The sequence below is a fragment of the Paroceanicella profunda genome (assembly GCF_005887635.2).
Taxonomy (GTDB): domain Bacteria; phylum Pseudomonadota; class Alphaproteobacteria; order Rhodobacterales; family Rhodobacteraceae; genus Paroceanicella; species Paroceanicella profunda.
On record NZ_CP040818.1, the window covers coordinates 3,934,471 to 3,959,371 of the forward strand.

At 71.6% G+C, this 24,901-nt stretch carries 18 protein-coding genes; 7 read left to right on the top strand and 11 right to left on the bottom strand.

Annotation, left to right across the window (positions count from 1 at the left end; all coding sequences use genetic code 11):
- Positions 1–131 precede the first annotated feature (131 nt).
- The 3 genes from mdoH to FDP22_RS17580 all read right to left on the bottom strand — a co-directional run bounded on the left by mdoH (position 132) and on the right by FDP22_RS17580 (position 5,393).
- Positions 132–2,240 carry a glucans biosynthesis glucosyltransferase MdoH gene (gene mdoH, locus FDP22_RS17570; RefSeq protein ID WP_205910814.1) on the bottom strand — a complete coding sequence of 703 codons (2,109 nt, stop codon included), beginning with the start codon at positions 2,238–2,240 and terminating at the stop codon, positions 132–134.
- Positions 2,228–3,775 carry an OpgD/OpgG family glucan biosynthesis protein gene (locus FDP22_RS17575; RefSeq protein WP_170317749.1) on the bottom strand — a complete coding sequence of 516 codons (1,548 nt, stop codon included), beginning with the start codon at positions 3,773–3,775 and terminating at the stop codon, positions 2,228–2,230. The genes mdoH and FDP22_RS17575 overlap by 13 nt, the downstream gene beginning before the upstream one ends.
- Positions 3,776–4,226: 451 nt before the next feature.
- Entirely contained in the window at positions 4,227–5,393 is a 1,167-nt protein-coding gene (locus tag FDP22_RS17580; RefSeq protein ID WP_138575929.1) for an OpgC domain-containing protein, read from the bottom strand.
- Positions 5,394–5,576: 183 nt separating this feature from the next.
- Between FDP22_RS17580 and FDP22_RS17585 the strand changes: the two genes are divergently transcribed.
- Complete coding sequence (locus FDP22_RS17585) at positions 5,577–6,344, top strand: SGNH/GDSL hydrolase family protein (protein WP_170317750.1); 768 nt, start codon at positions 5,577–5,579, stop codon at positions 6,342–6,344.
- A 341-nt stretch (positions 6,345–6,685) separates the two neighbouring features.
- On the opposite strand, the gene FDP22_RS17590 is transcribed toward FDP22_RS17585, so the two are convergent.
- The 4 genes from FDP22_RS17590 to rpsD form a co-directional block, all read right to left on the bottom strand.
- Positions 6,686–8,242 carry an OpgD/OpgG family glucan biosynthesis protein gene (locus tag FDP22_RS17590; protein ID WP_239031820.1) on the bottom strand — a complete coding sequence of 519 codons (1,557 nt, stop codon included), beginning with the start codon at positions 8,240–8,242 and terminating at the stop codon, positions 6,686–6,688.
- A gap of 174 nt (positions 8,243–8,416) precedes the next feature.
- Positions 8,417–9,286 carry a 50S ribosomal protein L11 methyltransferase gene (locus tag FDP22_RS17595; RefSeq protein WP_138575926.1) on the bottom strand — a complete coding sequence of 290 codons (870 nt, stop codon included), beginning with the start codon at positions 9,284–9,286 and terminating at the stop codon, positions 8,417–8,419.
- Between the two features lie 501 nt (positions 9,287–9,787).
- The gene (msrA, locus tag FDP22_RS17600; RefSeq protein ID WP_138575925.1) at positions 9,788–10,438 is read right to left on the bottom strand and encodes a peptide-methionine (S)-S-oxide reductase MsrA; all 651 of its coding nucleotides are present in this window, start codon (positions 10,436–10,438) and stop codon (positions 9,788–9,790) included.
- A gap of 552 nt (positions 10,439–10,990) precedes the next feature.
- Positions 10,991–11,611 carry a 30S ribosomal protein S4 gene (gene rpsD / locus FDP22_RS17605; protein ID WP_138575924.1) on the bottom strand — a complete coding sequence of 207 codons (621 nt, stop codon included), beginning with the start codon at positions 11,609–11,611 and terminating at the stop codon, positions 10,991–10,993.
- 841 nt (positions 11,612–12,452) lie between these two features.
- Between rpsD and mtnA the strand changes: the two genes are divergently transcribed.
- Positions 12,453–13,556, top strand: a complete 1,104-nt coding sequence (gene mtnA, locus FDP22_RS17610; protein ID WP_138575923.1) for an S-methyl-5-thioribose-1-phosphate isomerase — start codon at positions 12,453–12,455, stop codon at positions 13,554–13,556.
- Between the two features lie 25 nt (positions 13,557–13,581).
- On the opposite strand, the gene FDP22_RS17615 is transcribed toward mtnA, so the two are convergent.
- Positions 13,582–14,229 carry a sulfotransferase family 2 domain-containing protein gene (locus tag FDP22_RS17615; RefSeq protein ID WP_138575922.1) on the bottom strand — a complete coding sequence of 216 codons (648 nt, stop codon included), beginning with the start codon at positions 14,227–14,229 and terminating at the stop codon, positions 13,582–13,584.
- Between the two features lie 168 nt (positions 14,230–14,397).
- On the opposite strand from FDP22_RS17615, the gene FDP22_RS17620 reads away from it, so the two are divergent.
- The gene (locus FDP22_RS17620) at positions 14,398–14,781 is read left to right on the top strand and encodes an HIT domain-containing protein (protein WP_138575921.1); all 384 of its coding nucleotides are present in this window, start codon (positions 14,398–14,400) and stop codon (positions 14,779–14,781) included.
- A gap of 138 nt (positions 14,782–14,919) precedes the next feature.
- Here the strand turns inward: FDP22_RS17620 and FDP22_RS17625 are convergent, their stop codons facing one another.
- Positions 14,920–15,891 carry an ABC transporter ATP-binding protein gene (locus tag FDP22_RS17625; protein WP_138575920.1) on the bottom strand — a complete coding sequence of 324 codons (972 nt, stop codon included), beginning with the start codon at positions 15,889–15,891 and terminating at the stop codon, positions 14,920–14,922.
- A gap of 151 nt (positions 15,892–16,042) precedes the next feature.
- On the opposite strand from FDP22_RS17625, the gene FDP22_RS17630 reads away from it, so the two are divergent.
- Together FDP22_RS17630 and polA are read left to right on the top strand one after the other, a co-directional pair.
- Complete coding sequence (locus FDP22_RS17630; protein ID WP_138575919.1) at positions 16,043–16,225, top strand: zinc-finger domain-containing protein; 183 nt, start codon at positions 16,043–16,045, stop codon at positions 16,223–16,225.
- A 279-nt stretch (positions 16,226–16,504) separates the two neighbouring features.
- Positions 16,505–19,360, top strand: a complete 2,856-nt coding sequence (gene polA, locus FDP22_RS17635; RefSeq protein ID WP_138575918.1) for a DNA polymerase I — start codon at positions 16,505–16,507, stop codon at positions 19,358–19,360.
- A gap of 163 nt (positions 19,361–19,523) precedes the next feature.
- Here the strand turns inward: polA and dapB are convergent, their stop codons facing one another.
- Entirely contained in the window at positions 19,524–20,333 is an 810-nt protein-coding gene (gene dapB, locus FDP22_RS17640; protein ID WP_138575917.1) for a 4-hydroxy-tetrahydrodipicolinate reductase, read from the bottom strand.
- A gap of 132 nt (positions 20,334–20,465) precedes the next feature.
- Here dapB and FDP22_RS17645 point away from each other — a divergent pair, with 132 nt between their 5' ends.
- Positions 20,466–20,804 (top strand): ArsR/SmtB family transcription factor, encoded by a 339-nt coding sequence (locus FDP22_RS17645; RefSeq protein WP_138575916.1) that lies wholly within the window; start codon positions 20,466–20,468, stop codon positions 20,802–20,804.
- A gap of 515 nt (positions 20,805–21,319) precedes the next feature.
- Here FDP22_RS17645 and FDP22_RS17650 read toward each other — a convergent pair.
- The gene (locus FDP22_RS17650) at positions 21,320–22,831 is read right to left on the bottom strand and encodes a YifB family Mg chelatase-like AAA ATPase (protein WP_138575915.1); all 1,512 of its coding nucleotides are present in this window, start codon (positions 22,829–22,831) and stop codon (positions 21,320–21,322) included.
- A 748-nt stretch (positions 22,832–23,579) separates the two neighbouring features.
- Here FDP22_RS17650 and FDP22_RS17655 point away from each other — a divergent pair.
- Positions 23,580–24,467 (top strand): DMT family transporter, encoded by an 888-nt coding sequence (locus FDP22_RS17655; protein ID WP_138575914.1) that lies wholly within the window; start codon positions 23,580–23,582, stop codon positions 24,465–24,467.
- The last annotated feature ends 434 nt before the right edge of the window (positions 24,468–24,901 follow it).

Consider the following 24,901-nt stretch of genomic DNA (forward strand, 5'->3'; position numbering starts at 1 on the left):
AACAAATCAAGCTTATACGCATTGGTTATGGACCAATAAGCGAAACTGCCCAGAATCTCGGCGAGATTCCGGGCAGGTTGGTCAGTTTTTATGCGACTGTCTTGTGAACGCGCCGCGCTTTACGGCAGAATTCAGGCAGGCTTGAATCGCCCCAGCGCTTCCAGCAGGTCCGGTGAGCCGAGCACCGCGGTCGTCTCGGCCCGGTCGAGCCAGGAGAAGGCTTCCTCGGCGCTCTCCGCCGCCTCGATCTTGGCGCGGGCGGTCAGCCGGGCGAGATGCTCCTCGCCGCGCGGCTGCGGGCGCAGGATCAGCGTGGCGGCATGGCTGTCGCTCAGCCCGGGCCGGGCCACCAGGTCGCGCAGATGCACCTCGCAGATCGGGGTGAAGGCCTCACGTGCGCTGTCGGCGCGGGTCAGCACCTCCGGCGCGCGGCGCTCCTCGGGAATGCACAGCAGGCCCAGCCGCTTCAGCCCCTGCCCGATCTCGGGTGAGCCGCTCCAGCGCGACAGGGGGGCGGCCAGCAACAGCCCCACCAGCACCGGGGACAGCCAGAGCAGCTGCTCTGGCGCGAGATAGGCCAGCCCGATCGCCGGCACGATGGCGATGGCCATGTGCTTCCAGTGCCGGGTGAACGCCTCGGACCAGGGCATGGCGGCACCCTCGCGGCTCTGCGCGGACCAGCCGGAATCCCGGCCCATGAGGATCTCGGCCACCTGGCTCACCTGCAGCAGCATCAGCACAGGGGCGTAGAGCGCGGAGAGCAGCACCTCGGTGAGCGCGCCCACCGTGAGGCGGATCGCCCCGCCCATCGCCCGGCGCTTGCGCGTGCTCAGCAGCGCCGAGAGCAGCCCCAGCGCCTTCGGGAGCAGCAGCATGCCCAGCGACAGCGCGAAGAGATACCACATGCGCTCGGCGTCGAAGACCGGCCATTCCGGGAACATCTGGAAGGTCTGCGGGAAATACTGCGGCTGCAGGATCAGCGCCTGCCCGGTGAGCGCGAGGCCCACGATGATCATCGCCAGCCAGATCGTCGACATGAGGTACGAGCCGATGCCGATGCCGAAATGCGCCCGGTTCGGCCAGCGCAGGCCGGCGGCGCCGATCACCTTGATGTGCTGCAGGTTGCCCTGGGCCCAGCGCCGGTCACGCACGGAGAGGTCGAGCAGCGAGGGCGGAGAGCCCTCCCAGCTGCCTTCCAGGTCCGGGTCCATGCGCACGTCCCAGCCGCCGCGGCGGATGAGGGCGGCCTCCACGAAATCATGGCTCATCACATGGCCGCCGAAGGGCAGCCGGCCCGGCAGCAGCGGCAGGCCGCAGTTCTCGGCGAAGGCGCGCACGCGGATGAGCGCGTTATGGCCCCAGTAATTGCCGTCATTGCCCTGCCAGGCGGCGGTGCCACGGGCGATGGCCGCCCCGTAGACGCAACCGGCGAACTGCTGCAGCCGGGCGAACAGCGTGCGCCCGCCGCAGAGCATCGGCACGGTCTGCAGGATGCCGAGGTTGGGGGCCGCCTGCATGCGGCGCGCCATCTCGATCATCGTGTCCGGGTCCATCACGCTGTCGGCGTCGAACACCAGCATGGCGTCGTAGCGCGCGCCCCAGCGCTCCACGAATTCCTGAAGGTTTCCGGCCTTCTTCGCCACGTTCTTCTCACGCCGGCGGTACCAGACATTGATCTTGCCGCGCAGTTTCTCACGCAGGGCCGCGTAGGCGGTGGTCTCCTGCAGCCAGGTTTCCGGGTCGCGGGTGTCGGACAGGATGAAGATCTCGAAATCGTCGCCATGCCCGCGCTCGGCGATCATCTCGCCCATGGCGAGCAGGGCGCCGCAGGTGGTCGCGGCATCCTCGCTGTAGACCGGCATCAGCAGCGCGGTGCGCAGGGTCAGCTCCCCCTCCGCCCGCTTCGGCCGGCGCGCGAAGCGCATCAGGCTCGACAGCGCCGCGGAGGCCGACAGCGCGATCCAGCCGAAGGTCACGGTGAACAGCACCAGCAGGCAGCCCTGCAGGAAGGAATTCACCTGGCCGCCGAACACCAGCATCATCTGCTGGAAGCCGAAGACGGTGAGGGCCACGGCACCGCCGAAGGTGATGAGCCGGGCCACCCAGGTGAGCAGGCTCGCCTGCCGGAACCGAACCTTCGGCGCCTCATGCAGCGACTGCGTGGGCATGATGAGGGGCTGTTCGGGCGGGACCGCTGCCATCGAAGTGCCGAGAGCACCGTGATGTGTCACGTCGTCCATCGGTACATCCATGTTTCCGACGCGGGGCCGTCGGGGGTTTCAAGGAACAGGCTGAACTCGGAACTCGTGGCGTCGCCCGGCACGTATTCGAAGGCCACACGGACATCGCCGTCCCGCGGGAGCTGCTGGACCACCACGTTGCGCGCCTCCCCGGCGCTGATCTCGAGTTTCGGGGTCACGTCTCGCGCCGCGGCGGGGCTGCCGCGGAAGTCGATCACGTAGAGGCGGTTGCCGTCGGAGCCGGCGGAGCCGGAGCGCGTGGCCATCACGCGCGCGAGGGCCATCTCGTCACGCGTGGCGCCGGACCAGAACAGCCGGTAGCTGTAATCGTAGCGCTCGCCGGCGTGCAGCGGGTCCTTCGGGCGCCAGAAGGCCACGATGTTGTCGTTGAACTCGTTCTGCAGCGGGATCTCGACCAGCACCACCGCGCCCTCTCCCCAGTCTCCCAACGGTTCCACCCAGGCGGAGGGGCGCCGTTCGTAATGGCCCTTCACGTCCTGGTAATCATCGAAGGAGCGCTGGCGCTGGGTGAGGCCGAAGCCGGTCGGGTTAAGGTCCTGGAAAGCGGATGTCTGCAAGGTGGTGGGGTTGGTGAGCGGCCGCCACAGGCGCCGCTCGTGCCCGGTGACCATCTGCAGGCCGGAGCTGTCATGCACCGCGTTGCGGAAATCGTCGATGCGTGAGCGGCGGTCGGTGCCGAAGAGATACATGGAGGTGAGCGGGGCCACGCCCACCTGCGCGATCTCGTTGCGCGGGAAGAGCACGGAGTGGATGTCCATCGTCGTCTCGCCGCCGGGACGGATGATGAAATCATAGGCGCCGGTGAGCGAGGCGCTTTCCAGCAGGGCGTGGATGCGCAGGTCCTGCGCGCCGGGCTGCGGGCGGTGCACCCAGAACGTGCTGAACCAGGGGAATTCCTCGCCCTTCTGGTCGCCGGTGCCGATGGCGAGCCCCCGGGCGGAGAGGCCGTAGCGCGTGTCGCGGGCGATGGCGCGGAAATAGCTCGCCCCCTGGAAGATGGCGAAATCGTCGAACCCGTCCGGGCGGTTGAGCGGCGCGTAGAGGCGCAGGCCGGTCCAGGACAGGCCGGAGGAGCCGTTCGCGTCCGGCCGGCCGCGATTCGCGCCGTCGAACACCGCGGGGTCGAACTCCAGCAGGTCCGGGGTGAAGGGCAGCGGGGTGGCGCCCTCGGGGCTGACGATGTTGATGGTCACGGGGCGGTCATAGACCATGCCGGGCGCGCGCAGGTCCATCTGGAAGGGCAGATGGTCATTCAGCCACACCCGGGCGTCGGGCTTGTAGCGAATGGCCTGGTAGTCGCGGATATTCAGGTTCTGGAAAGGTCCGTTGAACGTCATCCGGCGATCATCGTAGGAGTCGCCCGACAGGGCCCTGGCGCGCTCGACGACCCGCGCGAAGACATCATCCGGCGACAGCCCTGCAAGCTCGTCGGCCTCGCGGGCCCGCGCAACGTGTGATCCCTGAACGACGGCGGCACCGGCGAGCGCCGAAAGAATGAAGTTCCGCCGGTTCATGCAGTCACCCCCCGGGCCGCGCCACGCCCATGGCGGCCGTAAATTCCATTCATCAAGAACTCCTCCAAAATGCACCCCCTGCTCCGGCTCGCGGCATCGTCGGACTGGGTGCATGACCGGGAAAACGTGAAAGCGCCGGAAAAGTTCCCGGCCCGAAGTAACGTCGACCCGACGCGCCCGGCTCCGCCGTGCGAGCACCGGGACGCTTCTGAACCCGCCCCGACATGCGCCCCCTGTGCGCGAGTCGATCAACGGCACATTAGACAAGCCAGCGAAGACTGCCAGAGCCGGTTTCAACCCCGACAATGCATCGTGAAGACAAATGATTGACGCTCTCTCTCGAAGACGCAAAGTCCCGGCTCGCACGCCGGTCACGCGGGCCCGCATCGCCCCGGCCCCCGGGGCCCCTCCCACCGCACGGGTGCGGCGGACGGGGCCGGCCATTCCGCGCTCACGCCGTGTCCCGGCCGGGGCGCGCGACGGCGGGGGTGGGCTTCGCGCGAACCCGGGCCCGGACCGCCTGGGCCGCGGCCGCACGGGCCTGAAGCACGCAGGCCGCCCCCACCAGCAGGGCCGTGAGCAGGATATCCGTTCCCAGCCGGGCCGCAACCCCGTCACCGGCCGCGGTGTTGAGCGCGTCGCCCACCACCGTGAGCATCACGCCCAGAATGAAGCAGGGCAGCCCGTGGCGGCCGACCAGCGACAGCGTGCGCCCGGCGCGGCTGGTGGCCATGCGGTCCATCACCTCACGGCCGGGCACGGCGGCCAGCCAGGCCATCGCCAGCAGGCCGACGAACCGCACCTCGTCCAGCGACCATTTGTCCAGGTTGCCCAGCAGGCCGCGGAAAGCCTCGTAAGTGGCGCTGTCGCCGATGGCCGGGATCTGCCGGCCGAGCCCGTAATAGACACCCGCGGCGCAGATCACCGTGGCCGCCCCGGTCACCGCGCCTGCATGCGGGCGCAGCACGCTCATCAGGGCACGGCCGTGGATGGCGATGGCCGCACCGGTGAAGAACAGCATCTGCCAGCCGAAGGGGTTGAACAGGAAGCCGCCCTCCTCGCGCTCCGTCGGCAGCAGGCCGTTGAGCCAGCCTGCATTGTACCACATCAGTGCCGAGCCCGCGAGAGTGACCAGCGGCCAGCGGATCAGCAGCGGCACCACCGCGCAGCTCATCAGCATCACCGCCACGTAGAGCAGCAGCACGTCGGCCAGGTTGGGTTGGGTGAACATCCGCGCCACGTCGAACAGGAAGGCAAAGGGCGACTGGGCCATGCGGTCGGCGAAGCCGGACCAGACCACGTCATGGGCGAAACCGATACGGGTGAGCAGCACCGAGAGCCCGACCATCCCCACCGCGCCCACGAGATAGGCGATGTAGAGTTCGCCCGCCCGCGTCAGGAACCGCCGGCGGGCCGCCGGCGCGCCGGACTTCGCCGCGATGCGCAGCCAGATCGAACCCACAAGCCAGCCGGCCACGAATACGAATATTTCCGCCGCATCGCTGAACGCGAGATGCGAGATCGTGGCATGCGACAGCACGGAGCCGGGCACATGGTTGATCATGATGCACACCAGCGCATAGCCGCGGATCAGATCGATATACTCGATGCGTTTCATGGGAACGCTCCCTGCGTGGGTGCCGACCGGCGTTGCGCGGCTGCTACAGTCGGCGTCGGATGTGCTGCGCTACGGAATGTGAAGCGTACGGGGGCTGAAAAAGTTCCCCGATCGGTGCTATGGAAGGCGCCGGGGCAGGCCAGCGGGGCGGCCCGGATCTTGCCGAACATTGACAGGAAGAGCATGAAACACCGGGTTTTCGCCGCGGTTCTCTGCGCGGCAGCTTCATTTGCGGGCTTTTCGGGAAGCCTGCGGGCGGAAACGCTTCTGACCGAGATCGGCTGCGGCGGCGGCATGGTTGAGGGCCCCGGCGGGGCGGTCACCCTGCCCGCCCGCGCGCTGGACGACGGCTCGTTCGACGTGCTGATGATCGGTTCCTCCTCCACCGCCGGCGTGGGCAGCGGGGTCGACCTCGCCTACCCGGCCGTCTCCGGGCACCTGCTGGCCGAGCGCCTGGGCGACGCGGCCTCGGTGCGCGTGGTACCGCGCGGTGTCGGCGGCGAGCGGGCGGACGGCGCCCTGGCCCGTCTCGCCCGCGAGATCGAGGACACCCGGCCGGACCTGCTGGTCTGGCAGGTGGGCACCAATGACGCGGTCTCCGACGTCACCCTCGACGCGCTGCAGGCCACCGTCACCCGCGGCATCGCCATGGCGCGGGACGCCGGCATCGGCGTCATCCTGATCGACCCGCAGTTCTACCCCCGGGTGGCGTCGAATCCGCGCTACTCCGAGGTCGTCGAGATGATCGACCGCCTGGGGGACGAGACCGGCGTGCCCGTCGTCCGCCGCTTCGAGCGCATGCGCCGCGCCGAGATCCTCGGGCCGGACCAGATGAACGCGCTGCTGGCGAAGGACGCGTTCCACATGAGCCCGCTGGGCCATGAGTGCCTGGCGCGCGATCTCACGGCGATGATCCTGTCCACCGCGGCACTGGACCCGCGGCTGAACTGATCCCGCGTCGCTGCCCCGCTGCAGGGCAGCGACCACCCCTTGCCCGCGCACCGGGCAACCGCGTTTCTCATCCCGCGCACCGGGCAACCGCGGTTTTCATTCCGCGCACCGGGCAGCCACGTCTCTATGCCCGCGCATCGGGCATGCTCGTTCCTGTGCCCGCGCACCGGGAAGAAACGTCTCTCGCCCGCGAACCGGGCAAGCCAGCCCCCACGCCCGCGCACCGGGCACCGTCGTCTCCATGCCCATGCACCGGGCGGAGAGGGATCGCACCCGCAGGCCGAACGGCGGCGTGCGGGTGGCGGGAGTGCGCACGGGGGCGCCCGGGCTGGCCCGGGTGGTCAGTTCCGGCCGCGCTGGGTCACGGCTTCCGTCACCCAGGTTTCGCTCAACGCGGCATCGCCCCGGCGCAGGTAGGCCCTGAGGCCGCAGGGGCTGGGGCCGTCGGGGGCGAAATCGAAGCTCAGCCGCCAGCGCGGCGTGCCCAGCACCGGCCGCGCCGAGGGCGTGCCCACCAGCTTGCCGCCGGTGACGGAGACCACCGCGTCCACGCCGCTGTCCAGGGTGAGCCCCTCCAGCACCGGGCCCTCGAAATCGATGACCATCGTGTCCACGCCCTCCGGGATCTCCTTGCCCGGGCGGCCGCCCTGCCCCTGCCGCGTGGCCTGCACCCAGGCGACGGATTGCGGCTCAGGGTCGCGCGCGTCCCAGTGGATCGTGTAGTCGAAGGCAAGCTCGGTGCCCGGCTGCGGCCCGTCCTGCGGCGCCCAGAAGGCCACGATGTTGTCGGAGGCCTCGTCCTGTGTGGGGATCTCGATCAGTTGCACCCGGCCGGGCCCCCAGTCTCCCTCCGGCACGATCCAGGCTGAGGGGCGGCGGTCATAGAACACGCCATCGTCCTGATAATTCTCGAAATTCCGGTCCCGCTGGATGAGGCCGAAACCGCGCGGGTTCCGGTCCAGGAAGCTCGAAGTGCGCACCTCCGCCGGGTTGCGCAGCGGGCGCCAGATGCGCTCGCCCTGGCCCGTGAGCAGCGCCAGCCCGTCGCTGTCATGCACCTCCGGGCGCCATTCGTCGGCCAGGATGTGGTCGCGCTCGGAGAACCAGTACATCGAGGTGAGCGGGGCAATGCCCAGCCGCTGCACCCGCTCGCGGAAGAACAGGCGGTTGGTCACCCGGGTGATCTTCGGTTGCCCGTCGGTGCTGCCCCGCGCGCCGATGCGGAACGCCCCGGCAACCGAGGGTCCCTCCAGCAGCGCCCAGATGCTGATCTCGTCGCCGTCGCGCTCCGGCGCGCCCACCCAGAAGGCGGAGAAGCGCGGGAATTCCTCCTTGCCCTCCAGCCCGGTGTCGAGGGCGATGCCCCGCGCCGAGAGCCCGTACTGCCGCTCCGGCCCGTCGGTGCGGAAGTAGGAGGCGCCGAGGAAGGAGATCCAGTCCGGGCCGAGGCTGCCGTCCTCGCGCCGCATCAGCCGCAGGCCGGCGAAGCCCACGTCATGCGGCAGGTTCTGCGCCGGGCTGTCGGCCGGCATGTCGAAATAGGAGCGGTCGTAGATCACCTCCCGCGCCATGCCCTCCGCTACCAGATGCACGCGCACCGGCTCCTTGAAGAAGCGCCCGGGGTGGAAGAGCTGCATCGGCACGTCGGTGCCCGGCACGGTGATGGAGGCGTCGTCGCGAAAGCGGATCTGCCAGTGGGCGTCATAGCCGATCTTGTCGATCTCCGCCTCGGCGGCGATCTTCGGCGCGACATAGGGCCGGCCCGCGATGTCCCGCGCCCGGGCGACGAGGTCGTCGAAGCTGAACGGCTCCGGGTCACCCTCGATCAGCGGCACGTCGGCCCGCCCCGCACGCGGCAGCAGCCCCGCCGCCATCAGCCCCGCCCCGGAAGCCAGCACGGAACGCCTCGTCCAATTCGCCATACTACCTCTCGACCTTCTGCCTGCCGGCCGCGCCCGGCCCTCGCCGGCCCGGAACGGGGCCGCGCCCGCCGGTGTGCCCCGCCGCTATGCAATGTCCGGAGGCCGGAATTGGTTGCATGCATCCTTCGCCCCGCGCACGGGGCGCGGCGATCAGACGCGCCGCAGCACCAGCGTGGTCCACTCGCCGATGCGCTCGCGGCGGATCACGTTCAGCCCGTGGCCGCGATACACCGCCGCCACGCCCGGCGCCTGCCGGTTCAGCAGGCCGGAGAGGATGGCGATGCCCTTCGGTGCGATATGGGCGGACATGTCGCCGGCCAGCCGCTTCAGCGGGGCGGCAAGGATGTTGGCGAACACCAGGTCGAAGGGGGCGCGCTCGCGCAGCAGGGGGGCGTTGAATCCCGCCGACATGCCGGTGAGGATGAAGGGCGTGAGGCCGTTCGCCTCCGCGTTCGCCCGGGCGGTGTCCACCGCCACCGGGTCGATGTCCGTGGCCACGCAGGGCACGTGCCACAGCGCGGCGGCGCCCATCGCCAGCACCCCGGTGCCGCAGCCCACGTCGGCCACGCGGCGGGCGCGCAGCCCCTGCCGGTCCAGCCAGTGCAGCGCGCGCAGGCAGCCCAGCGTGGTGCCGTGATGGCCGGTGCCGAAGGCCATCGCGGCCTCGATGCGCAGGCCGATGGCGTTCATCGGCACCTTGTCCGCGTCGTGGCGGCCATGCACGAAGAACGGGCCGGCCACCACCGGGGTGAGCTCGCGCTGCACCTGCGCCACCCAGTCCCGGTCATCGAGCCTGGAGACCGCGAAATCCTTCGCGCCATGCATGGAGGCGAGCAGCGCCAGCCCCGCCAGATCCGGGCGCTCGGTGAAGTATCCGCCGACTTCCCAGGTGTTGGAGCCGTCCTCGATCTCGAACACGCCCACGCCGGTGGGCGCGGGGTGGAGATCCTCCATGGCCTCGCCCAGCGCCTGGGCCGAAGCCTCGCTGGAAAGGGTGGTGATGGCAGTGAAGGTGGTCATGGCGCGCTCCGTCCGGCGGGAAGGCCCCCGGATAGGCCAGAGCGCGGGATTGGTCAATGCCCGCGGGGGTGGCGGAGGGGCGCTGGCGCCCGGACAGGGCGGCCGCGCCCCTGTCCGCTCTGCGTCACGCCCCCCGCCGAAAGGCGGCGTCCCTGCCCCGGCAACCGGGCAAACAGGCCCGGCGCGCCCGGCCCTTCCCGCTTCCCGGCGCAGTTTCGTGGCCGCATGGCCCCCGACGCCCCGCGAACGATCCCGTCCTGACGCGGGTTCGACCGGGCCACCGCCGGGGATGCGGGCCGATCGCTCGGGAGAGCCGCGCGCGCTCTCGGTCCGGACAGCCGCACCCCGGGCGGACGGGAGCCGGGGAACCGGCGGCCCCGGCGGGGGCACGGACAGGCCGGCGCCGCGCGGACCACGCGTCGCTTCGCGGGGCCGGAGAACGCAGAAGGGCGCCGCAGCCCGGTGGCCGCAGCGCCCTTTGCCGTCAGTCCGGCGTGGCGGTCAGACGGTGATGCCGATGGGGCAGCTCACCCCGGTTCCGCCGATGCCGCAATAGCCGGCCGGGTTCTTGGCCAGATACTGCTGATGATAGTCCTCGGCGTAATAGAAGGTCGGCGCGGGCAGCACTTCGGTGGTAACGGGGCCATAGCCTGCGGCGGTCAGCCGGGGCTGGAACTGGGCGCGGCTGGCCTCGGCAAGCTGGGCCTGCGCATCGGAGAAGGTGTAGATGCCGGAGCGGTACTGGGTGCCGGTGTCATTGCCCTGCCGCATGCCCTGCGTGGGGTCATGGCCTTCCCAGAAGGTCTTCAGCAGCGCCTCGTAGGAGATCTTCGCCGGGTCGAACACCACGAGCACCACCTCGTTGTGGCCGGTGCCCCCGGAGCACACCTCCTGGTAGGTCGCGTTCGGCGTGTAGCCGCCGGCATAGCCAACCGCGGTCACCCAGACGCCGTCCAGCCCCCAGAACATCCGCTCCACGCCCCAGAAGCAGCCCATGCCGAACATCGCCTGCTCCAGCCCCTCGGGGAACGGGCCCTTCAGCGGGCGCCCGTTGACGAAATGCGCCTCGGCGGTGGGGATGGGCTGGGCCCGACCGGGCAGCGCATTGTCGGGATCGGGCATCTCGGCCTTGCGGGACAGAAACGAGAACATGCTGGCCTCCTGACGTGATGGGAGCCGTTAATGTGGCGTTTCCCGCCCGTCATGCAAGGGCCGGGCCGCTCACTCCGCCGCGACGACGTCGGCCCCGGAGGCCCGCCCGTGCCGCCCGGGCGCCCGAGGCGCGGCGCGCGCGGACGCCCCGGGCGCGCGCCGCGCGTGCCCGGGAGGCCCTCCCGTGTGACGCCGCCTTCGCTCCCGCAGATCGGATGCGAGAGGCGCTCGGGAGCAGCGGAACCCCGGCGGCGCGAGGCCCGGCTCTGCGGGATCGCAATAGAGACCGGCCCCTCCGGCATTTAGGCTCTGGCGGCTCCCACCGAACCGCACCATGCGCCTCCGCCTGATGCGTCCCCCGTCCCCCCCGGACCGCGCAGCCCCTCCACGGCACCACGGGGAGCCGCACGGGCGGACCAACGGGCATCTGCGGGATGCTGCGGAAGCCGACGGGTACCGGTGACGGCAGATCCGCCCCGGGAGCGCCGGAACGGCAAAAGGCCGCGCCCGGGGACGCGGCCTTTCGGAAACTCCGGCGATCCGGGGTGCGGATCAGTTCTTCGCGTAGAACTCGACCACGAGGTTCGGTTCCATCTGCACCGGGTACGGGATGTCCGACAGGGCCGGGGTCCGCACGAAGGTGGCGGTCATCTTGGAGTGGTCCACCTCGAGGTACTCCGGCACGTCACGCTCCGCGGAGGCGGCGGCTTCGAGCACGAGGGCGAGCTGCTTGGAGGCCGACTTGACCTCGATCACGTCGCCTTCCTTCACGCGGTAGGACGGGATGTTCACACGCTGGCCGTTCACGAGAACATGGCAGTGGTTCACGAACTGGCGGGCGGCGAAGATGGTCGGCACGAACTTCGCGCGGTACACCACGGCGTCCAGGCGACGCTCCAGGAAGCCCACCAGGGCCTCACCGGTGTCACCACGGGTCTTCGCGGCGTCGGCGTAGATGCGGCGGAACTGCTTCTCGGTGAGATCGCCGTAGTAGCCCTTGAGCTTCTGCTTGGCGCGCAGCTGGGTGCCGAAATCGGACAGCTTGGTCTTGCGGCGCTGGCCATGCTGGCCCGGGCCATACTCACGGCGGTTCACCGGGGACTTCGGACGGCCCCAGATGTTCTCGCCCATGCGGCGGTCGATCTTGTATTTCGCGGACGTACGTTTGGTCACGTCGCGGCTCCTTTCACGTTCAAAACTGAGGCGCCCTCCTTTCCCCTCCGCATGAGGGGCGACAGGTTCCCCCTTGCGGGGGCCTCGCGCGCCAAGACAAGCCACCGCCCTAACAGGCGGCGGATCGCGGCCTTATAAGCTTATCGGGGGCGGTGTCAACCACGGGGTCTGCCGGGGCGCCGCGCTTGCCCTGCCACGCTTCCTGCGCGGGGGGAACAGAGATCGCCGACGACACCGCGGGCGCCTGCGCCGCCCCTTCCCCGCGCGCGGGAGATGACGGGGGATGACGGAGTATCACATCGGCGCGCGTGGGAGGACGATACCGGCGCGCAGGCGGCCGGCCCGTGCCGCAGGGCACGCCCATTCCTCGCACGCAGGAGCTACCTGGGCGAGTACGGAGCCTCTTCCGGAGGCGGGCGCCCGCGCCGCCCCTTCCCCACAACGGGAGGACGACACCGGCGCGCAGGCGGCCGGCCCGGCCCGCAGGGCGCGCCCATTCCTCGCGCGCAGGAGCTACCGGGGCGGGTGCGGAGCCCCTTGCGGAGGCGGGCGCCCGCGCCGCCCCTTCCCCACACGGGAGGGCGACACCGGCGCGCAGGCGGCCGGCCCGGCCCGCAGGGCGCGCCCATTCCTCGCGCGCAGGAGCTACCGGGGCGGGTGCGGAGCCCCTTGCGGAGGCGGGCGCCCGCGCCGCCCCTTCCCCACACGGGAGGGCGACACCGGCGCCCTGGCAATCGGCCCGCCTCGGAGGGCGCGCCCTTTCCCCTCGCGCGCGCAGGAGCTACACAGGCCCGGAAGAAGGGGCGCGCCCGCCCCGCCCGCCAGCCCCAGGGAGTTCGCCATGAAGATCGACGGGACCGCCTATCGCACCATCTGGCTCAACGCCGACGGCCAGGGGGTGGACATCCTCGACCAGACCCGCTTCCCGCATGCCTTCGAGGTCATCACCCTGCGCGACCTCGACGCCGCCGCCACCGCCATCCGCGACATGTGGGTGCGCGGCGCGCCGCTGATCGGGGCCACGGCCGCCTATGGCATGGCCCTCGCCCTGCGCGCGGACGCCTCCGACACCGCCCTTGCCGCCGCGCATGAGCGCCTGCTCGCCACCCGGCCCACCGCGATCAACCTGCGCTGGGCGCTGGAGCGCTGCCGGGCCCGGCTGGCACCGCTCTCCCCGCGCGACCGGCCGGGCGCGGCCTACCGCCTCGCCGCCGAGATCTGCGACGAGGACGTGGCCATCAACGCGGCCATCGGCGAGGCCGGGCTCGCCCTCATCCGCGAGATGTCCGCGCGCAAGGGCGGCGCCCCGGTGAACATCCTCACCCATTGCAACGCCGGCTGGCTGGCCACGGTGGACTGGGGCACCGCCACGGCGCCGATCTACAAGGCGCATGACGCCGGCATTCCCGTGCATGTCTGGGTGGACGAGACCCGGCCGCGCAACCAGGGCGCCTTCCTCACCGCCTGGGAACTGGGCCGCCACGGCGTGCCGCACCACGTGGTGGTGGACAATGCCGGCGGCCACCTGATGCAGCACGGCAAGGTCGACATGGTGATCGTCGGCACGGACCGGACCACCGCGCGCGGCGACGTGTGCAACAAGATCGGCACCTACCTGAAGGCGCTCGCGGCGGCGGACAACGGCGTGCCCTTCTATGTCGCCCTGCCCTCGCCCACCATCGACTTCACGGTGGAGGACGGGCTGGCCGGCATCCCGATCGAGGAGCGCTCCGGGCGCGAGGTCACCCATATCGCCGGGCGCGGGCCGGATGGCGTGGCGGTCGACGTGCAGCTCACCCCGGACGGATCCGACGGCTTCAACCCGGCCTTCGACGTCACCCCCGCCCGGCTGGTGACCGGCCTGATCACCGAGCGCGGCCTGTGCCCCGCCACCGCCGAGGGCATCGCGGGGCTCTTCCCCGAACGCGGCGCGCGGAGCGCCTGACGGGCGGGCGGGCCTCACGCAAGGGTCACAGTGGCGCGTAATAGTCCCTGAGGTAGCCGTAATCGGCGGCGCAGTATTCGCGCAACCCGCGCTGCACGGCGGCGGGAAGGTCGGCGAAATCGATCTTCGTCTCGCTCACCATCCGGCTGGGCAGGACGAGGCGCACCCCGGTGCGCCCGGAGAGATACTCCACCAGCGCGTCGAGCTCCTCCATCCGGTAGACCTTGTCGAACCAGCCGAGATCGGGGCCGAGAAACACCGCGGAGGGGTCCGTGTGGTTGCGGATCGGCGCGGAGAGGGCGCGGTACTGGTCGATGTTGAACACGAACTTCTGCAACCCCGGGTCCAGCGGCACGCCCAGCGCCTCCGCGGCAGCCGGGTTCACGTGGCGCGCGGAGAGCACCTTCCGCTGCAGCACCCGGTTGGTGTAGGCGGAGAGGATGCGCCGGATCGGGTCACGCACCACGGCGATCTTGGTCCAGCCCTCGTAGGCGGAAAGGTCCACCCGGTGGAACCGCGTCGAGGAGGCCTCGGCATGGGCGCTGGCGCCCGGCGCGTCCTCATCCAGCGGCTTTCCGTGATTTGCGTGATAGAACACACGCTTGAGGGAGGAACTTGCCACCTTCGGAATCGGGAAGTAGACGATTGAATGCGCGTCGATCGTGGCGGTCATCCTGTCCTCCGCGGCCCGGGGCCCGGCGCCCCGGGGCACATCAGCAACAGCGGGCCCGCTACGTCAACCCCGCGCGCCCGCCCCGCGCCGGCAAATCCGGGCGTGACGCGGCGCCGCCGCCCGGGCATTCTGGCGCCCTGCCCACCGAACCGCCCCCAGAGGACACACATGGCCTACGTCTACGACGACCAGAACATCTTCGCCCGCATCCTGCGCGGCGAAATCCCGAACAAGACCGTGCTGGAGACCGAGCATTCGCTCGCCTTCCACGACATCGGCCCGCAGGCCCCCTGCCACGTGCTGGTGATCCCGAGGGGCGCCTACGTGAGCTACGACCACTTCACCGCCGAGGCGAGCGACGCGGAGATCCTCGATTTCTCCCGCGCCGTGGGCGAGGTGTGCCGGATGATGGAAGTCTCGCCCGCGGGCACCGGCCAGGGCTACCGGCTGATCTCCAACACCGGAGACCACGGCCACCAGGAAGTGCCGCACCTGCACGTCCACGTGCTCGGCGGCCGCTCGCTGGGCCGGATGCTGGAGGCGCTGGACTGACGGCGCCGCCGGCGCGCCCCGTCCCGAGGGACCGGGCGCCGCGGCGGGGGCGGGGCCGTCCCTGCGTCCCGCCGCGATCCCGCAGAGGCAGCATCGCCCCCCGCCGCTGCCCCCGGTCAGTCCCACCCGGCGATGCGCCTAGGAGGCCTTGCCGAGCGGGGCCTCGCCCTCGGGGGGCAGCTTCGTGGAGGTGAGCGCCACGAAGATGTCCTCCAGATGGGGCTCCTCGCTCGCCACGTCGGCGATGGAGATGCCGGCGGCGCGGACGGCGTCGAGCACCCGGCCGGCGCTCATCTTCGCCCGCGCGTAGCTCAGCGCCAGGCTGCCGTCGGGGCGCAGCGCGGCGCGCACGCCCTCCGGCAGGCCCTCGGGCAGCGCCGTCGGTCGCTCGGGGGTGATCACCAGCGTCTTGGTGTCCATCCGCCCGATCAGCGCCGACTTCTCCTCGCAGGCCACCAGCGCCCCGTCGGCGATGATGCCGATGCGGTCGCACATCTGCTCGGCTTCCTCCAGGTAATGGGTGGTGAGGATGATGGTGGTGCCGGCGGCGTTGAGCTCGCGCACATAGTCCCACAGCATCTGGCGCAGCTCGATGTCCACGCCCGCGGTGGGTTCGTCGAGCACCAGCACCTGGGGCGCGTGCACCAGCGCCTTGGCCACCAGCAGCCGGCGCCGCATGCCGCCCGAGAGGGTGCGGGCATAGGAATCGGCCTTGTCGAGCAGGCCGACCGAGGTGAGGATGCTCTCGGTGCGCCGCTCGCGCGCGGGCACGCCGTAGAGGCCGGCCTGCAGCTCCAGCGCCGCGCGCGGGCTGAAGAACGGGTCGATGTTGAGCTCCTGGGGCACCACGCCGATGGCGGCCCGGCTCTGGCGCGGGTTCACGTCCTGGTCGAAGCCCCAGATCTTCACCGTGCCGGCGCTCTTGCGCACCAGGCCGGCCATGATGTTGATCGTGGTGGATTTTCCGGCGCCGTTCGGCCCCAGCAGCCCGAAGACGGAGCCGGCGGGAATGTCGAGGTCGAGGCTTTTCAGCGCCTCCTTGTCCGGCGCCCCGCCGGTTCCGGGGTAGACCTTGCGCAGGCCCCGCAATTCGATGGCGTTCTGCGGCATGTGGTGTTCCCTTCGCATCTGTTGCAGCGGCGTCGCGGAGCGGCCCCGGCCGGGCCCGGCCAGCCGATCGCGCCTTGCCGCGCGGCGCGGGATCGCTATCATGCGCGACCTTGAGCGGTCAACGCCGCGACCAGACCCGGAGACCCTGCGCATGACAATCGAGGCACCCGAAACCCAGGAAGTCACTAAGAGCCGCATCGCCTGTGACGGCGGCGGGCCGGCCACCGGCCACCCCCGGGTCTGGCTGACGATCCCGCCGGAGACCGGGTTCGTCGAATGCCCCTATTGCGACAAGAAATTCGTGCTCAGGCCCGGCTCGGTCGACGAGCACTGAGCCGCCCGCCGGCCACGGCCGGACGGCGCCGCGCGGATCCGCCCCTCCCCCGCCGGGAGGGAGGTGATTGCGCTGCGCAGGGCGAAGACGGCGCCGGACGGACGGCAGCATCGCCCGAAGCCGGCACCGGCCGAGGACATCGCCGGCCGACGCCGGCACTGAGCCGAACACAGGCCCGACGACAGACCCCGTGCCCGCAGACGGCACAGTCCCGAATGCCCACCCGAATGCCCGCAGCCGGCCCGACGCCGGACGCACAGCCGAGACGGAGACCCCACCATGAGCGACACCAGCACGGACGCGGCCCCGGGGAGCCTCGGCATCGGCCCCGGCGACCACCTGCACCTGATCGACGGCTCCGGCTTCATCTTCCGCGCCTACCACGCGCTGCCGCCGCTCACCCGCAAGTCCGACGGCCTGCCGGTGGGCGCGGTCTCGGGCTTCTGCAACATGATCTTCAAGCTGGTTGAAGACGCGAAGGGCCCGGACGCCCCCACCCATGTGGCGGTGATCTTCGACTATTCCTCCAAGACCTTCCGCAACGAGATCTACCCCCAGTACAAGGCCCAGCGCCCGCCGGCGCCGGAAGACCTGGTGCCGCAGTTCCCGCTGATCCGCGACGCCACGCGCGCCTTCAACCTGCCCTGCATCGAGATGGACGGCTATGAGGCCGACGACATCATCGCCACCTATGCCGACCAGGCCGCGGCGGCGGGCGCGAAGGTGACGATCATCTCGTCGGACAAGGACCTGATGCAGCTGGTCGATGACCGCGTCTCCATGCTCGACGGCATGAAGAACCGCCAGATCACCGCCGAGGAGGTGGTGGAGAAATTCGGCGTGCGCCCGGACCGGGTGATCGACGTGCAGGCGCTGGCGGGAGATTCGGTGGACAACGTGCCCGGCGCGCCCGGCATCGGCATCAAGACCGCGGCGCTGCTGATCAACGAATACGGCGACCTCGACACGCTGCTGGCCCGGGCGGAGGAGATCAAGCAGCCCAAGCGCCGGCAGACGCTGATCGACTTCGCGGACCAGATCCGCGTCTCGCGCCGGCTGGTGACGCTCATGCGCGACGTGCCGGTGGAGGAGCCGATCGGCGCCCTCGCCCTGCGTGAACCGGACCCGCAGATGCTGGTCGACTTCCTGGCGCAGATGGAATTCCGCACCCTGGCGACCCGTGCCGCCGGCAAGTTGGGGCTGGAGGCGCCGGTGATCACCGAGGCGCCGGCCGCCCCCGCCCCCGCGGCACCGGCACAGGCCGGCACGCCCGATGCCCCGCCCCCGATCGACCCCGCCGGCTACGAGACCGTCTCCGACGCCGCCGCCCTGCAGCGCTGGTGCGCGCTGGCGCGCGCGCGCGGCCATGTGGCGGTGGACACCGAGACGACGTCGCTGGACGAGATGGTGGCCGAGCTGGTCGGCGTCTCGCTCTGCGTGGAGGCGGGGTCGGCCTGCTACATCCCGCTGGGCCATGTGGAGGGCACGGGCGACCTGCTGGGCGCGCGCAGCGCCGCCCCGGGCCAGATGGACCGCGAGGAGGCGCTCGCCCTGCTGCGCGACATCCTGGAGGACGATGCGATCCTCAAGATCGGCCAGAACCTGAAGTACGACCTGAAGGTGCTGGCCCGGGCCGGGCTGCGCGTGGCTCCGATCGACGACACGATGCTGATCTCCTACGCGCTCGATTCCGGCCTCGGCTCCCACGGCATGGACGCGCTCTCCGAGCGCCACCTGGGCCACAAGCCGATCCCGATCAAGACCCTGCTCGGCACCGGAAAGGCCGCCATCAGCTTCGACCAGGTGCCCATCGCCTCGGCCACGCCCTACGCGGCGGAGGATGCCGACGTCACCCTGCGCCTGTGGCAGGCGCTGAAACCGCGGCTGGTGCGCGACCGGCTCACCACCGTCTACGAGACGCTGGAGCGCCCGCTGGTGCCCGTGCTCGCGCAGATGGAGATGGAGGGCATCAAGGTGGACCGCGACCACCTCAGCCGCATGTCCAACAGCTTCGCCCAGCGCATGGCCGGGCTGGAGGCGGAGATCCACGAGCTCGCGGGCGGGGCGTTCAACGTGGGCTCCCCGAAGCAGCTTGGCGAGATCCTGTTCGAGCGCATGGAGCTGCCCGGCGGCAAGAAGGGCAAGGCCGGCGCCTGGGGCACCGGCGCCGACGTGCTGGAGACGCTGGCCGCCGAGGGGCACGCCCTGCCCGCGCGGGTGCTCGACTGGCGGCAGATGTCGAAGCTCAAGTCCACCTACACCGACGCGCTGCCCACCCATATCAACGCCGAGACGGGCCGCGTGCACACCTCCTTCAGCCTCGCGGCCACCACCACCGGGCGCCTCGCCTCCACCGACCCGAACCTGCAGAACATCCCCGTGCGCTCCGAGGAGGGCCGGCAGATCCGCGAGGCCTTCATCGCCGAGCCGGGCAACCTGATCGTGAGCCTCGACTACAGCCAGATCGAGCTGCGCATCCTCGCCGAGGTCGCGGGCATCGACACGCTCAAGCAGGCGTTCCGCGAGGGGCTCGACATCCACGCCATGACCGCCTCGGAGATGTTCGGCGTGCCGATCGAGGGCATGGACCCGATGATCCGCCGCCAGGCCAAGGCGATCAACTTCGGCGTCATCTACGGCATCTCCGCCTTCGGCCTGTCCAACAACCTACGCATTCCGCGCGGCGACGCGCAGGATTTCATCGACCGCTACTTCGAGAAGTTCCCCGGCATCCGCGCCTACATGGACAGCACGGTGGAGGGCGCGAAGGCAAAGGGATATGTGGAGACACTGTTCGGCCGTCGCATCCACACGCCGGAGATCAACGCCAAGGGCCCCGGGGCGGGCTTCGCCAAGCGCGCGGCCATCAACGCCCCGATCCAGGGCGCCGCGGCCGACGTGATCCGCCGCGCGATGATCCGGGTGCCGGCGGCGCTCGCCGCCGCCCGCCTGCCCGCCCGCATGCTGCTGCAGGTCCACGACGAACTGCTGTTCGAAGTGCCCGAGGCGCAGGTGGAAGACACCATTTCCGTGGTCCGCGGCGTGATGGAGGGCGCGAGCCACCCGGCCGTCCACCTCGACGTGCCGCTCGTGGTGGACGCGGGCTTCGGCCCGAACTGGGCCGCCGCCCACTGACCCCGGCAGGCCGGGGCCGCGCCCGGCCGGCCCCGGCCTCCGTGCCGCGCCCGCACGGGCCTGCCGGGGGGGATGCGATGCGGCACGGCTGCCCGCCCCGGCGCGGGGCGCCAGACGGCCGGGGCACGGCCCGTCTCGCCCAGCGTGGCCCGGGGCCGAGGGCTCAGGAGAGGCCGAGCACGTCGATCATGGTGTATTCGCCCGGCTGCCTGTCGCGGCCCCAGAGCGCGGCCTTCACGGCGCCCCGCGCGAAGATCATCCGGTCGCTCGCGAGATGGCGCAGGGTGATGCGTTCGCCCAACCCGGCGAAGATCACCTCGTGCTCGCCCACCACGTCGCCGCCACGCAGGGCCGCGAAGCCGATGTCGCCGCGCCGGCGCGCGCCGGTCTGCCCGTCGCGGCCGCGGTCCGAGACGGAGGCGAGGTCGACCCCCCGCCCCTCCGCCGCGGCCTCGCCCAGCATCAGCGCGGTGCCCGAGGGGGCGTCGACCTTGTGGCGGTGGTGCATCTCCACGATCTCGATGTCGAAATCCGCGTCCAGCGCCGCGGCGAGGCGCCGGGTGAGCAGCGTGAGCACATTCACCCCGAGCGACATGTTCCCGGCGCGTATGATGGTGGCATGGCGCGCGGCCGCGGCCAGGCGCGGCATGTCCTCCGCCTCGAAGCCGGTGGTGCCGATCACATGCACGGCACGGGCCTGCGCGGCGAGTGCGGCATGCGCCAGCGTGGCCTGCGGCGCGGTGAAATCGATCGTGGCGCGCGAGATGGCCAGAACCTCGAGCGGGTCGTCCGACACGATCAGGCCGCGCGGCGCACCGCCGAGGCATTCGCCAAGGTCCCGCCCCACCCAGTCATGCCCGGGCCGGGCGGTCACGCCGCACAGCTCGGCCTCCGGGTGTTCGTCGACGGCGGCCACCAGCATGCGGCCCATGCGACCGGGCGCGCCGAGAACGGAAATCGGGGTCTTCTGCATCGTCACCTCCTCGCAGTCGGACCTGCACTACCATGCCGCGCGGGGCGGCGCGAGACCCGGTGCTTGTGAACCCCGCCCCCCGCGCCCTACATAGGTCCGACAGACCGGCGGCCGCACACCCGAGAGGATTCCATGCCCCAGATCGCCCCCGGCGAGATCACCGAAGCCACCGAAGCGGCGATGGCCCGCAGTGCCGGCGACGCGGCGCTGTTCCTGAAGTCGCTCTCGCACGAGGGCCGGCTGATGATCCTGTGCCATCTGGCGACCGGGGAAAAATCGGTGACCGAGCTGGAAACCCTGCTCGGCGCGCGCCAGGCGGCGGTCTCCCAACAGCTCGCCCGCCTGCGCCGCGACGGCCTCGTCGCCCACCGCCGCGAGGGGAAATCGATCCTCTACCGGGTCGACGACCGCCGCGCGGCCCGGCTGGTGGGGCTGCTCTACGAGATGTTCTGCGCGCCCGGACAGGACTGAAGCCCTCCGCTCGCGAGGGCGCTGACTTGCCCCCGGGCATCCCGGCCGCAGACTGGCACACGCCGCGCCCTCCCGCGCGGGCACGCCGCGGCATTCGGCACGGCGTAGCGGCGCGGTCTGACCAGCGGGGTCGCCGAAGCCGCCGGGCTGGCCCGCCTCACGATCGCCTCATGGGCTCGAAAGATGGCCCCGCGGGTTCGAGGGACGTGAACGCCCATTCTTCCGCGCCGGAGCCTGACGGACAGCAGCGTCGCAGGATCGCCGCTGGCGCGTGTCTTCGACTGGCGGAGCCCCGGATGCCGGCACGCCGCGACTGCGGCGATGGCAGGCACGCCGCAGCATCGGCCCCGGCGCAACGGCTGACCCGCCGCGAGTCCGACCGGCGCATGGACTGCCCGTTCCCGCTCGGCACGGGGACCGGACTGCGGTACGGATGGCGAGCACCCGGACGGAACCGCCTCCCGGCCAACCGGCGCGGGTGGCGGGTGCGTCCGGGGGGCCCGCGCGGCGGCGGCTTACCGCGGCAGCACGGTCTGGCGATAGCCGATGGCCTCGGCAAGGTGGCCGCGGCCGATCTCCTCCTCCCCGGCCAGATCGGCGATCGTGCGTGCCACCCGCATCACCCGCACGAGGCCGCGACCGGTGAGGTGCAGCCGGGCATGGGCGAGTTCCAGCAGGTCGCGCGCCGCGCTGGCAAGGGTCGAGGCGTCCTGCAGATGGGCCTGCCCGGCCTCGGCATTGCAGCGCGGGCCGGCGGCGCCGTAGCGGGCCACCTGGCGGCTGCGCGCCCGGGCCACCCGGCGGGCGACCACGGCCGTGCTTTCCCCGTCCGGCGCGGCGAGCTGGTCGCCGATCGACGCGAGGGGCAGTTCGAGGCGGATATCGATCCGGTCCAGCAGCGGCCCGGAGATCCGTGCCTGATAGTCGCGCGCGCAATTCGGCGCCCGGCCGCAGGCGCGGTTCGCATCGCCCAGCCAGCCGCAGGTGCACGGGTTCATCGCCGCGACCAGCTGCACCCGCGCGGGGTAGGTGACATGGGCCTCGGCCCGCGCCACCATCACCTCGCCGGTCTCCAGCGGCTGGCGCAGGCTCTCGAGCACCCGGGCCGAGAAACTGGGCAATTCGTCGAGGAACAGCACGCCGTTGTGCGCCCGGCTCACCTCACCCGGCAGCGCCCGCCGGCCACCGCCGATCATCGCGGCCAGCGACACGCCGGGCATCGGATCGCGGAACGGCCTGCGCCGGCTCACCTGGCCGCCGCGCAGCTCCCCCGCCACGGAGGCGATCATGCTCACCTCCAGCGCCTCGCGCGCCGAGAGCGGCGGCAGCAGGCCGGGCAGGCAGCGCGCGAGCAGCGACTTTCCGGCGCCCGGCGGGCCGACCATCAGCACGTTGTGCCCGCCTGCCGCCGCCACCTCCATGGCGCGTTTCGCGGTCTCGTGGCCCTTCACGAAGGCCAGTTCGCCCAGATGCGCCGGGCTCTCGCCCGGTGGCGCGGGCTGCGGCGGGGGGAGCGGGGCCTTGCCGGAGAAATGGTTGAGCAGGGTGAGCAGGCAGGGCGGCGCGAGGATCTCCACCTCGCCCACCAGCGCGGCCTCCGGCCCGCTCGCCGCCGGGCAGATCAGCCCTTTCTCCAGGCTTGCCGCCGTCACCGCCGCCGGCAGCGCGCCGGCCACTGGGTTCAGCCGGGCGTCGAGGGTAAGCTCGCCGATCGCCACGTAGCGCGCGCATTCCTCCGGCGGGATCACCTCCATCGCCGCCAGCAGGCTCAGCGCGATCGGCAGGTCGAAATGCGCGCCGATCTTGGGCTGGTCAGCGGGTGCGAGGTTGATGACGATGCGCCGGGCGGGCAGCGACAGGCCCAGCCCGCTGAGCGCCGCGCGCACCCGCTCGCGGCTCTCGGCCACCGCCTTGTCCGGCAGGCCGACGATGTGGAAGGCCGGCAGCCCGCCGGACAGCGCGCATTGCACGTCCACCTCGCGTGCATCCGTGCCGTCAAAGGAAACCGTGTAGGAATGGGACACCATCGGCGAGTTAGGCGGCGATTCCGGTTAACGAGCGCTTAAGAGCCCGCGCCGGTTTGTGAAATGTTGCCCGCCGCGCGCGCCCCGCCGCGTATCTCCGGTGCCCGCTCTCGGGCCCAAGGCCGGGCCCCGCTTGCTTCCGAAGACATCCGCTCCGGTCAGCGAAGCTCCGCTCCGGGCGTCCGGAACACGTCCGCGCCGGCCCCGGGGGCCCGCTCCGGGCATCCGGAGCACCTCCACGTCACCCCCGGGGAGCCTGCTCCGGGCATCCGGAGCGCGTCCGCGGCGGGCCGGGGAGCAGATTCCGCCGGCCCGTCTTCACCGTGGGCTCCTTGTCCGCCGTCTCCATCGCCCTCCCCCGATGAGACCGTACCCGTTCCGCCTCCGTACCAGCGCTCCCCGAAGCCGCACGGATCCCGCGCCTGAGCGGCCTTCGCGACAGGCGCGGTGGGGCCGGCAGGACGCAGGCAGGCGTTCCTCGGGCGGATGCCCCCGGGTGCCGGCGCCTTCCCCGGAAGGCCCTGGTCTCCGTCCTCCTCCGTGCCACGGGTCCGCCCCCGTGATCCCGCGCGCGTGCTGCCGCCTCGCCGTGATCCTTGCCCCCCGTACGAGGCTCCGCCCCGGTGGCCCGGGGCTTCCGCCCGAACCCTTCTCCCGGTCCCGGCGCGGGGGGCCGCGGCACCGCTGCCTTTTGCCTCCGCGCGCCGGACGTGCCAGAACGGCGCGTCCGACTGTCCCTGAAAGGCCCCCCATGCCCGTTCCGGTCTCCGACGCCCTGCGTGGTCACGCGGCGATGCTGATGTTCGCGATGCTCGTTTCCGGCTCGTTCAGCCTGGGCGGGCTGGCGGCGCCGTGGATGGACCCGGCGGCGCTGAACGCCCTGCGATTCGCCATCGCCACCGGGGTGATGGGCGGGCTGGCGCTGCGGGCCGGGGCGCTGCGGCGCGGGGCCTTCGCCGCGCCGTGGCGGCACCTGCTGCTGGGCGGGCTGCTCTCGGTCTACTTCGTGCTGATGTTCCGGGCGCTGCAGATCACCGACCCGGTGTCGACGGGGGCGGTGTTCACGCTCACGCCGGTGATGTCGGCCGTGTTCGGCTGGCTCCTGCTGCGGCAGGTGACCACGCCGCTGATGGCGCTGTCCCTGGCGCTGGCGGCCGCAGGCGCGCTGTGGGTGATCTTCCGCGGAGACCCGGCCGCCATGCTGCGCTTCGAGCTGGGCCGGGGCGAGTGGCTCTACTTCCTCGGCTGCATCGCGCATGCGCTCTACACGCCGCTGGTGCGCAAACTGGGCCGGGGCGAGCCGCTGCTGGCCTTCACCTTCGGCACGCTCTTCGCCGGCATGGTGCTGATCGGCGGCTACGCCCTGCCCGCACTGGCGGAGACGGATTTCGCGGCGCTGCCCTCCTCGGTCTGGGTGGCCATCCTCTACACCGCGGTCTTCACCACGGCTGTCACATTCTACCTGCTGCAATTCGCCGCCATGCGCCTGCCCAGCGCGAAGGTGATGGCCTACACCTATCTGGTGCCCAGCTTCGTGATGGTGTGGGAGGGCGTGCTGGGGCACGGCTGGGTCGCACCGCAGGTGCTGCCCGGAGTGGCCGCGACGGTGCTTGCCCTCCTGGTCCTCCTGCGCGCCTGAGGCGCGACGGGGAGGCGGAGCGATACGGGGCGCCGCACCTGGGCTCTGCCCCGCGAGGCGCGATGCCGCGCAGGTCCGCCCGTCGCGGCCCTGCCCCGCGCCGTTTCAATGCCGGTCGCCGCGGCATTGCCTGCCACGCGTCCCCCCCGCCGTTCGCAACCGGTCCGTCGCGGCTCCGGCCCGCGCCGCTTCAACGCCAGCCGCCGCGGCATTGCCCGCCAGCGTCCCCCCCGCCTTTCGCAACCGGTCCGTCGCGGCCCCGGCCCGCGCCGCTTCAACGCCGGTCGCCGCGGCATTGCCCGCCACGCGTCCCCCCCGCCGTTCGCAACCGGTCCGTCGCGGCCCCGGCCCGCACCGCTTCAACGCCGGTCACCGCGGCATTGCCTGCCATATGTCACCCCCTGACTGACTGCGGCGCCGGTTCCGCCGATGCG

Excerpts from the sequence above, each read along its gene's own strand:
- mdoH (WP_205910814.1), bottom strand. The coding sequence starts at position 2,240 with ATGGACGACGTGACACATCACGGTGCTCTCGGCACTTCGATGGCAGCG.
- FDP22_RS17575 (WP_170317749.1), bottom strand. The coding sequence starts at position 3,775 with ATGAACCGGCGGAACTTCATTCTTTCGGCGCTCGCCGGTGCCGCCGTC.
- FDP22_RS17580 (WP_138575929.1), bottom strand. The coding sequence starts at position 5,393 with ATGAAACGCATCGAGTATATCGATCTGATCCGCGGCTATGCGCTGGTG.
- FDP22_RS17585 (WP_170317750.1), top strand. The coding sequence starts at position 5,577 with ATGAAACACCGGGTTTTCGCCGCGGTTCTCTGCGCGGCAGCTTCATTT.
- FDP22_RS17595 (WP_138575926.1), bottom strand. The coding sequence starts at position 9,286 with ATGACCACCTTCACTGCCATCACCACCCTTTCCAGCGAGGCTTCGGCC.
- msrA (WP_138575925.1), bottom strand. The coding sequence starts at position 10,438 with ATGTTCTCGTTTCTGTCCCGCAAGGCCGAGATGCCCGATCCCGACAAT.
- mtnA (WP_138575923.1), top strand. The coding sequence starts at position 12,453 with ATGAAGATCGACGGGACCGCCTATCGCACCATCTGGCTCAACGCCGAC.
- FDP22_RS17615 (WP_138575922.1), bottom strand. The coding sequence starts at position 14,229 with ATGACCGCCACGATCGACGCGCATTCAATCGTCTACTTCCCGATTCCG.
- FDP22_RS17620 (WP_138575921.1), top strand. The coding sequence starts at position 14,398 with ATGGCCTACGTCTACGACGACCAGAACATCTTCGCCCGCATCCTGCGC.
- FDP22_RS17625 (WP_138575920.1), bottom strand. The coding sequence starts at position 15,891 with ATGCCGCAGAACGCCATCGAATTGCGGGGCCTGCGCAAGGTCTACCCC.
- FDP22_RS17630 (WP_138575919.1), top strand. The coding sequence starts at position 16,043 with ATGACAATCGAGGCACCCGAAACCCAGGAAGTCACTAAGAGCCGCATC.
- polA (WP_138575918.1), top strand. The coding sequence starts at position 16,505 with ATGAGCGACACCAGCACGGACGCGGCCCCGGGGAGCCTCGGCATCGGC.
- dapB (WP_138575917.1), bottom strand. The coding sequence starts at position 20,333 with ATGCAGAAGACCCCGATTTCCGTTCTCGGCGCGCCCGGTCGCATGGGC.
- FDP22_RS17645 (WP_138575916.1), top strand. The coding sequence starts at position 20,466 with ATGCCCCAGATCGCCCCCGGCGAGATCACCGAAGCCACCGAAGCGGCG.
- FDP22_RS17650 (WP_138575915.1), bottom strand. The coding sequence starts at position 22,831 with ATGGTGTCCCATTCCTACACGGTTTCCTTTGACGGCACGGATGCACGC.
- FDP22_RS17655 (WP_138575914.1), top strand. The coding sequence starts at position 23,580 with ATGCCCGTTCCGGTCTCCGACGCCCTGCGTGGTCACGCGGCGATGCTG.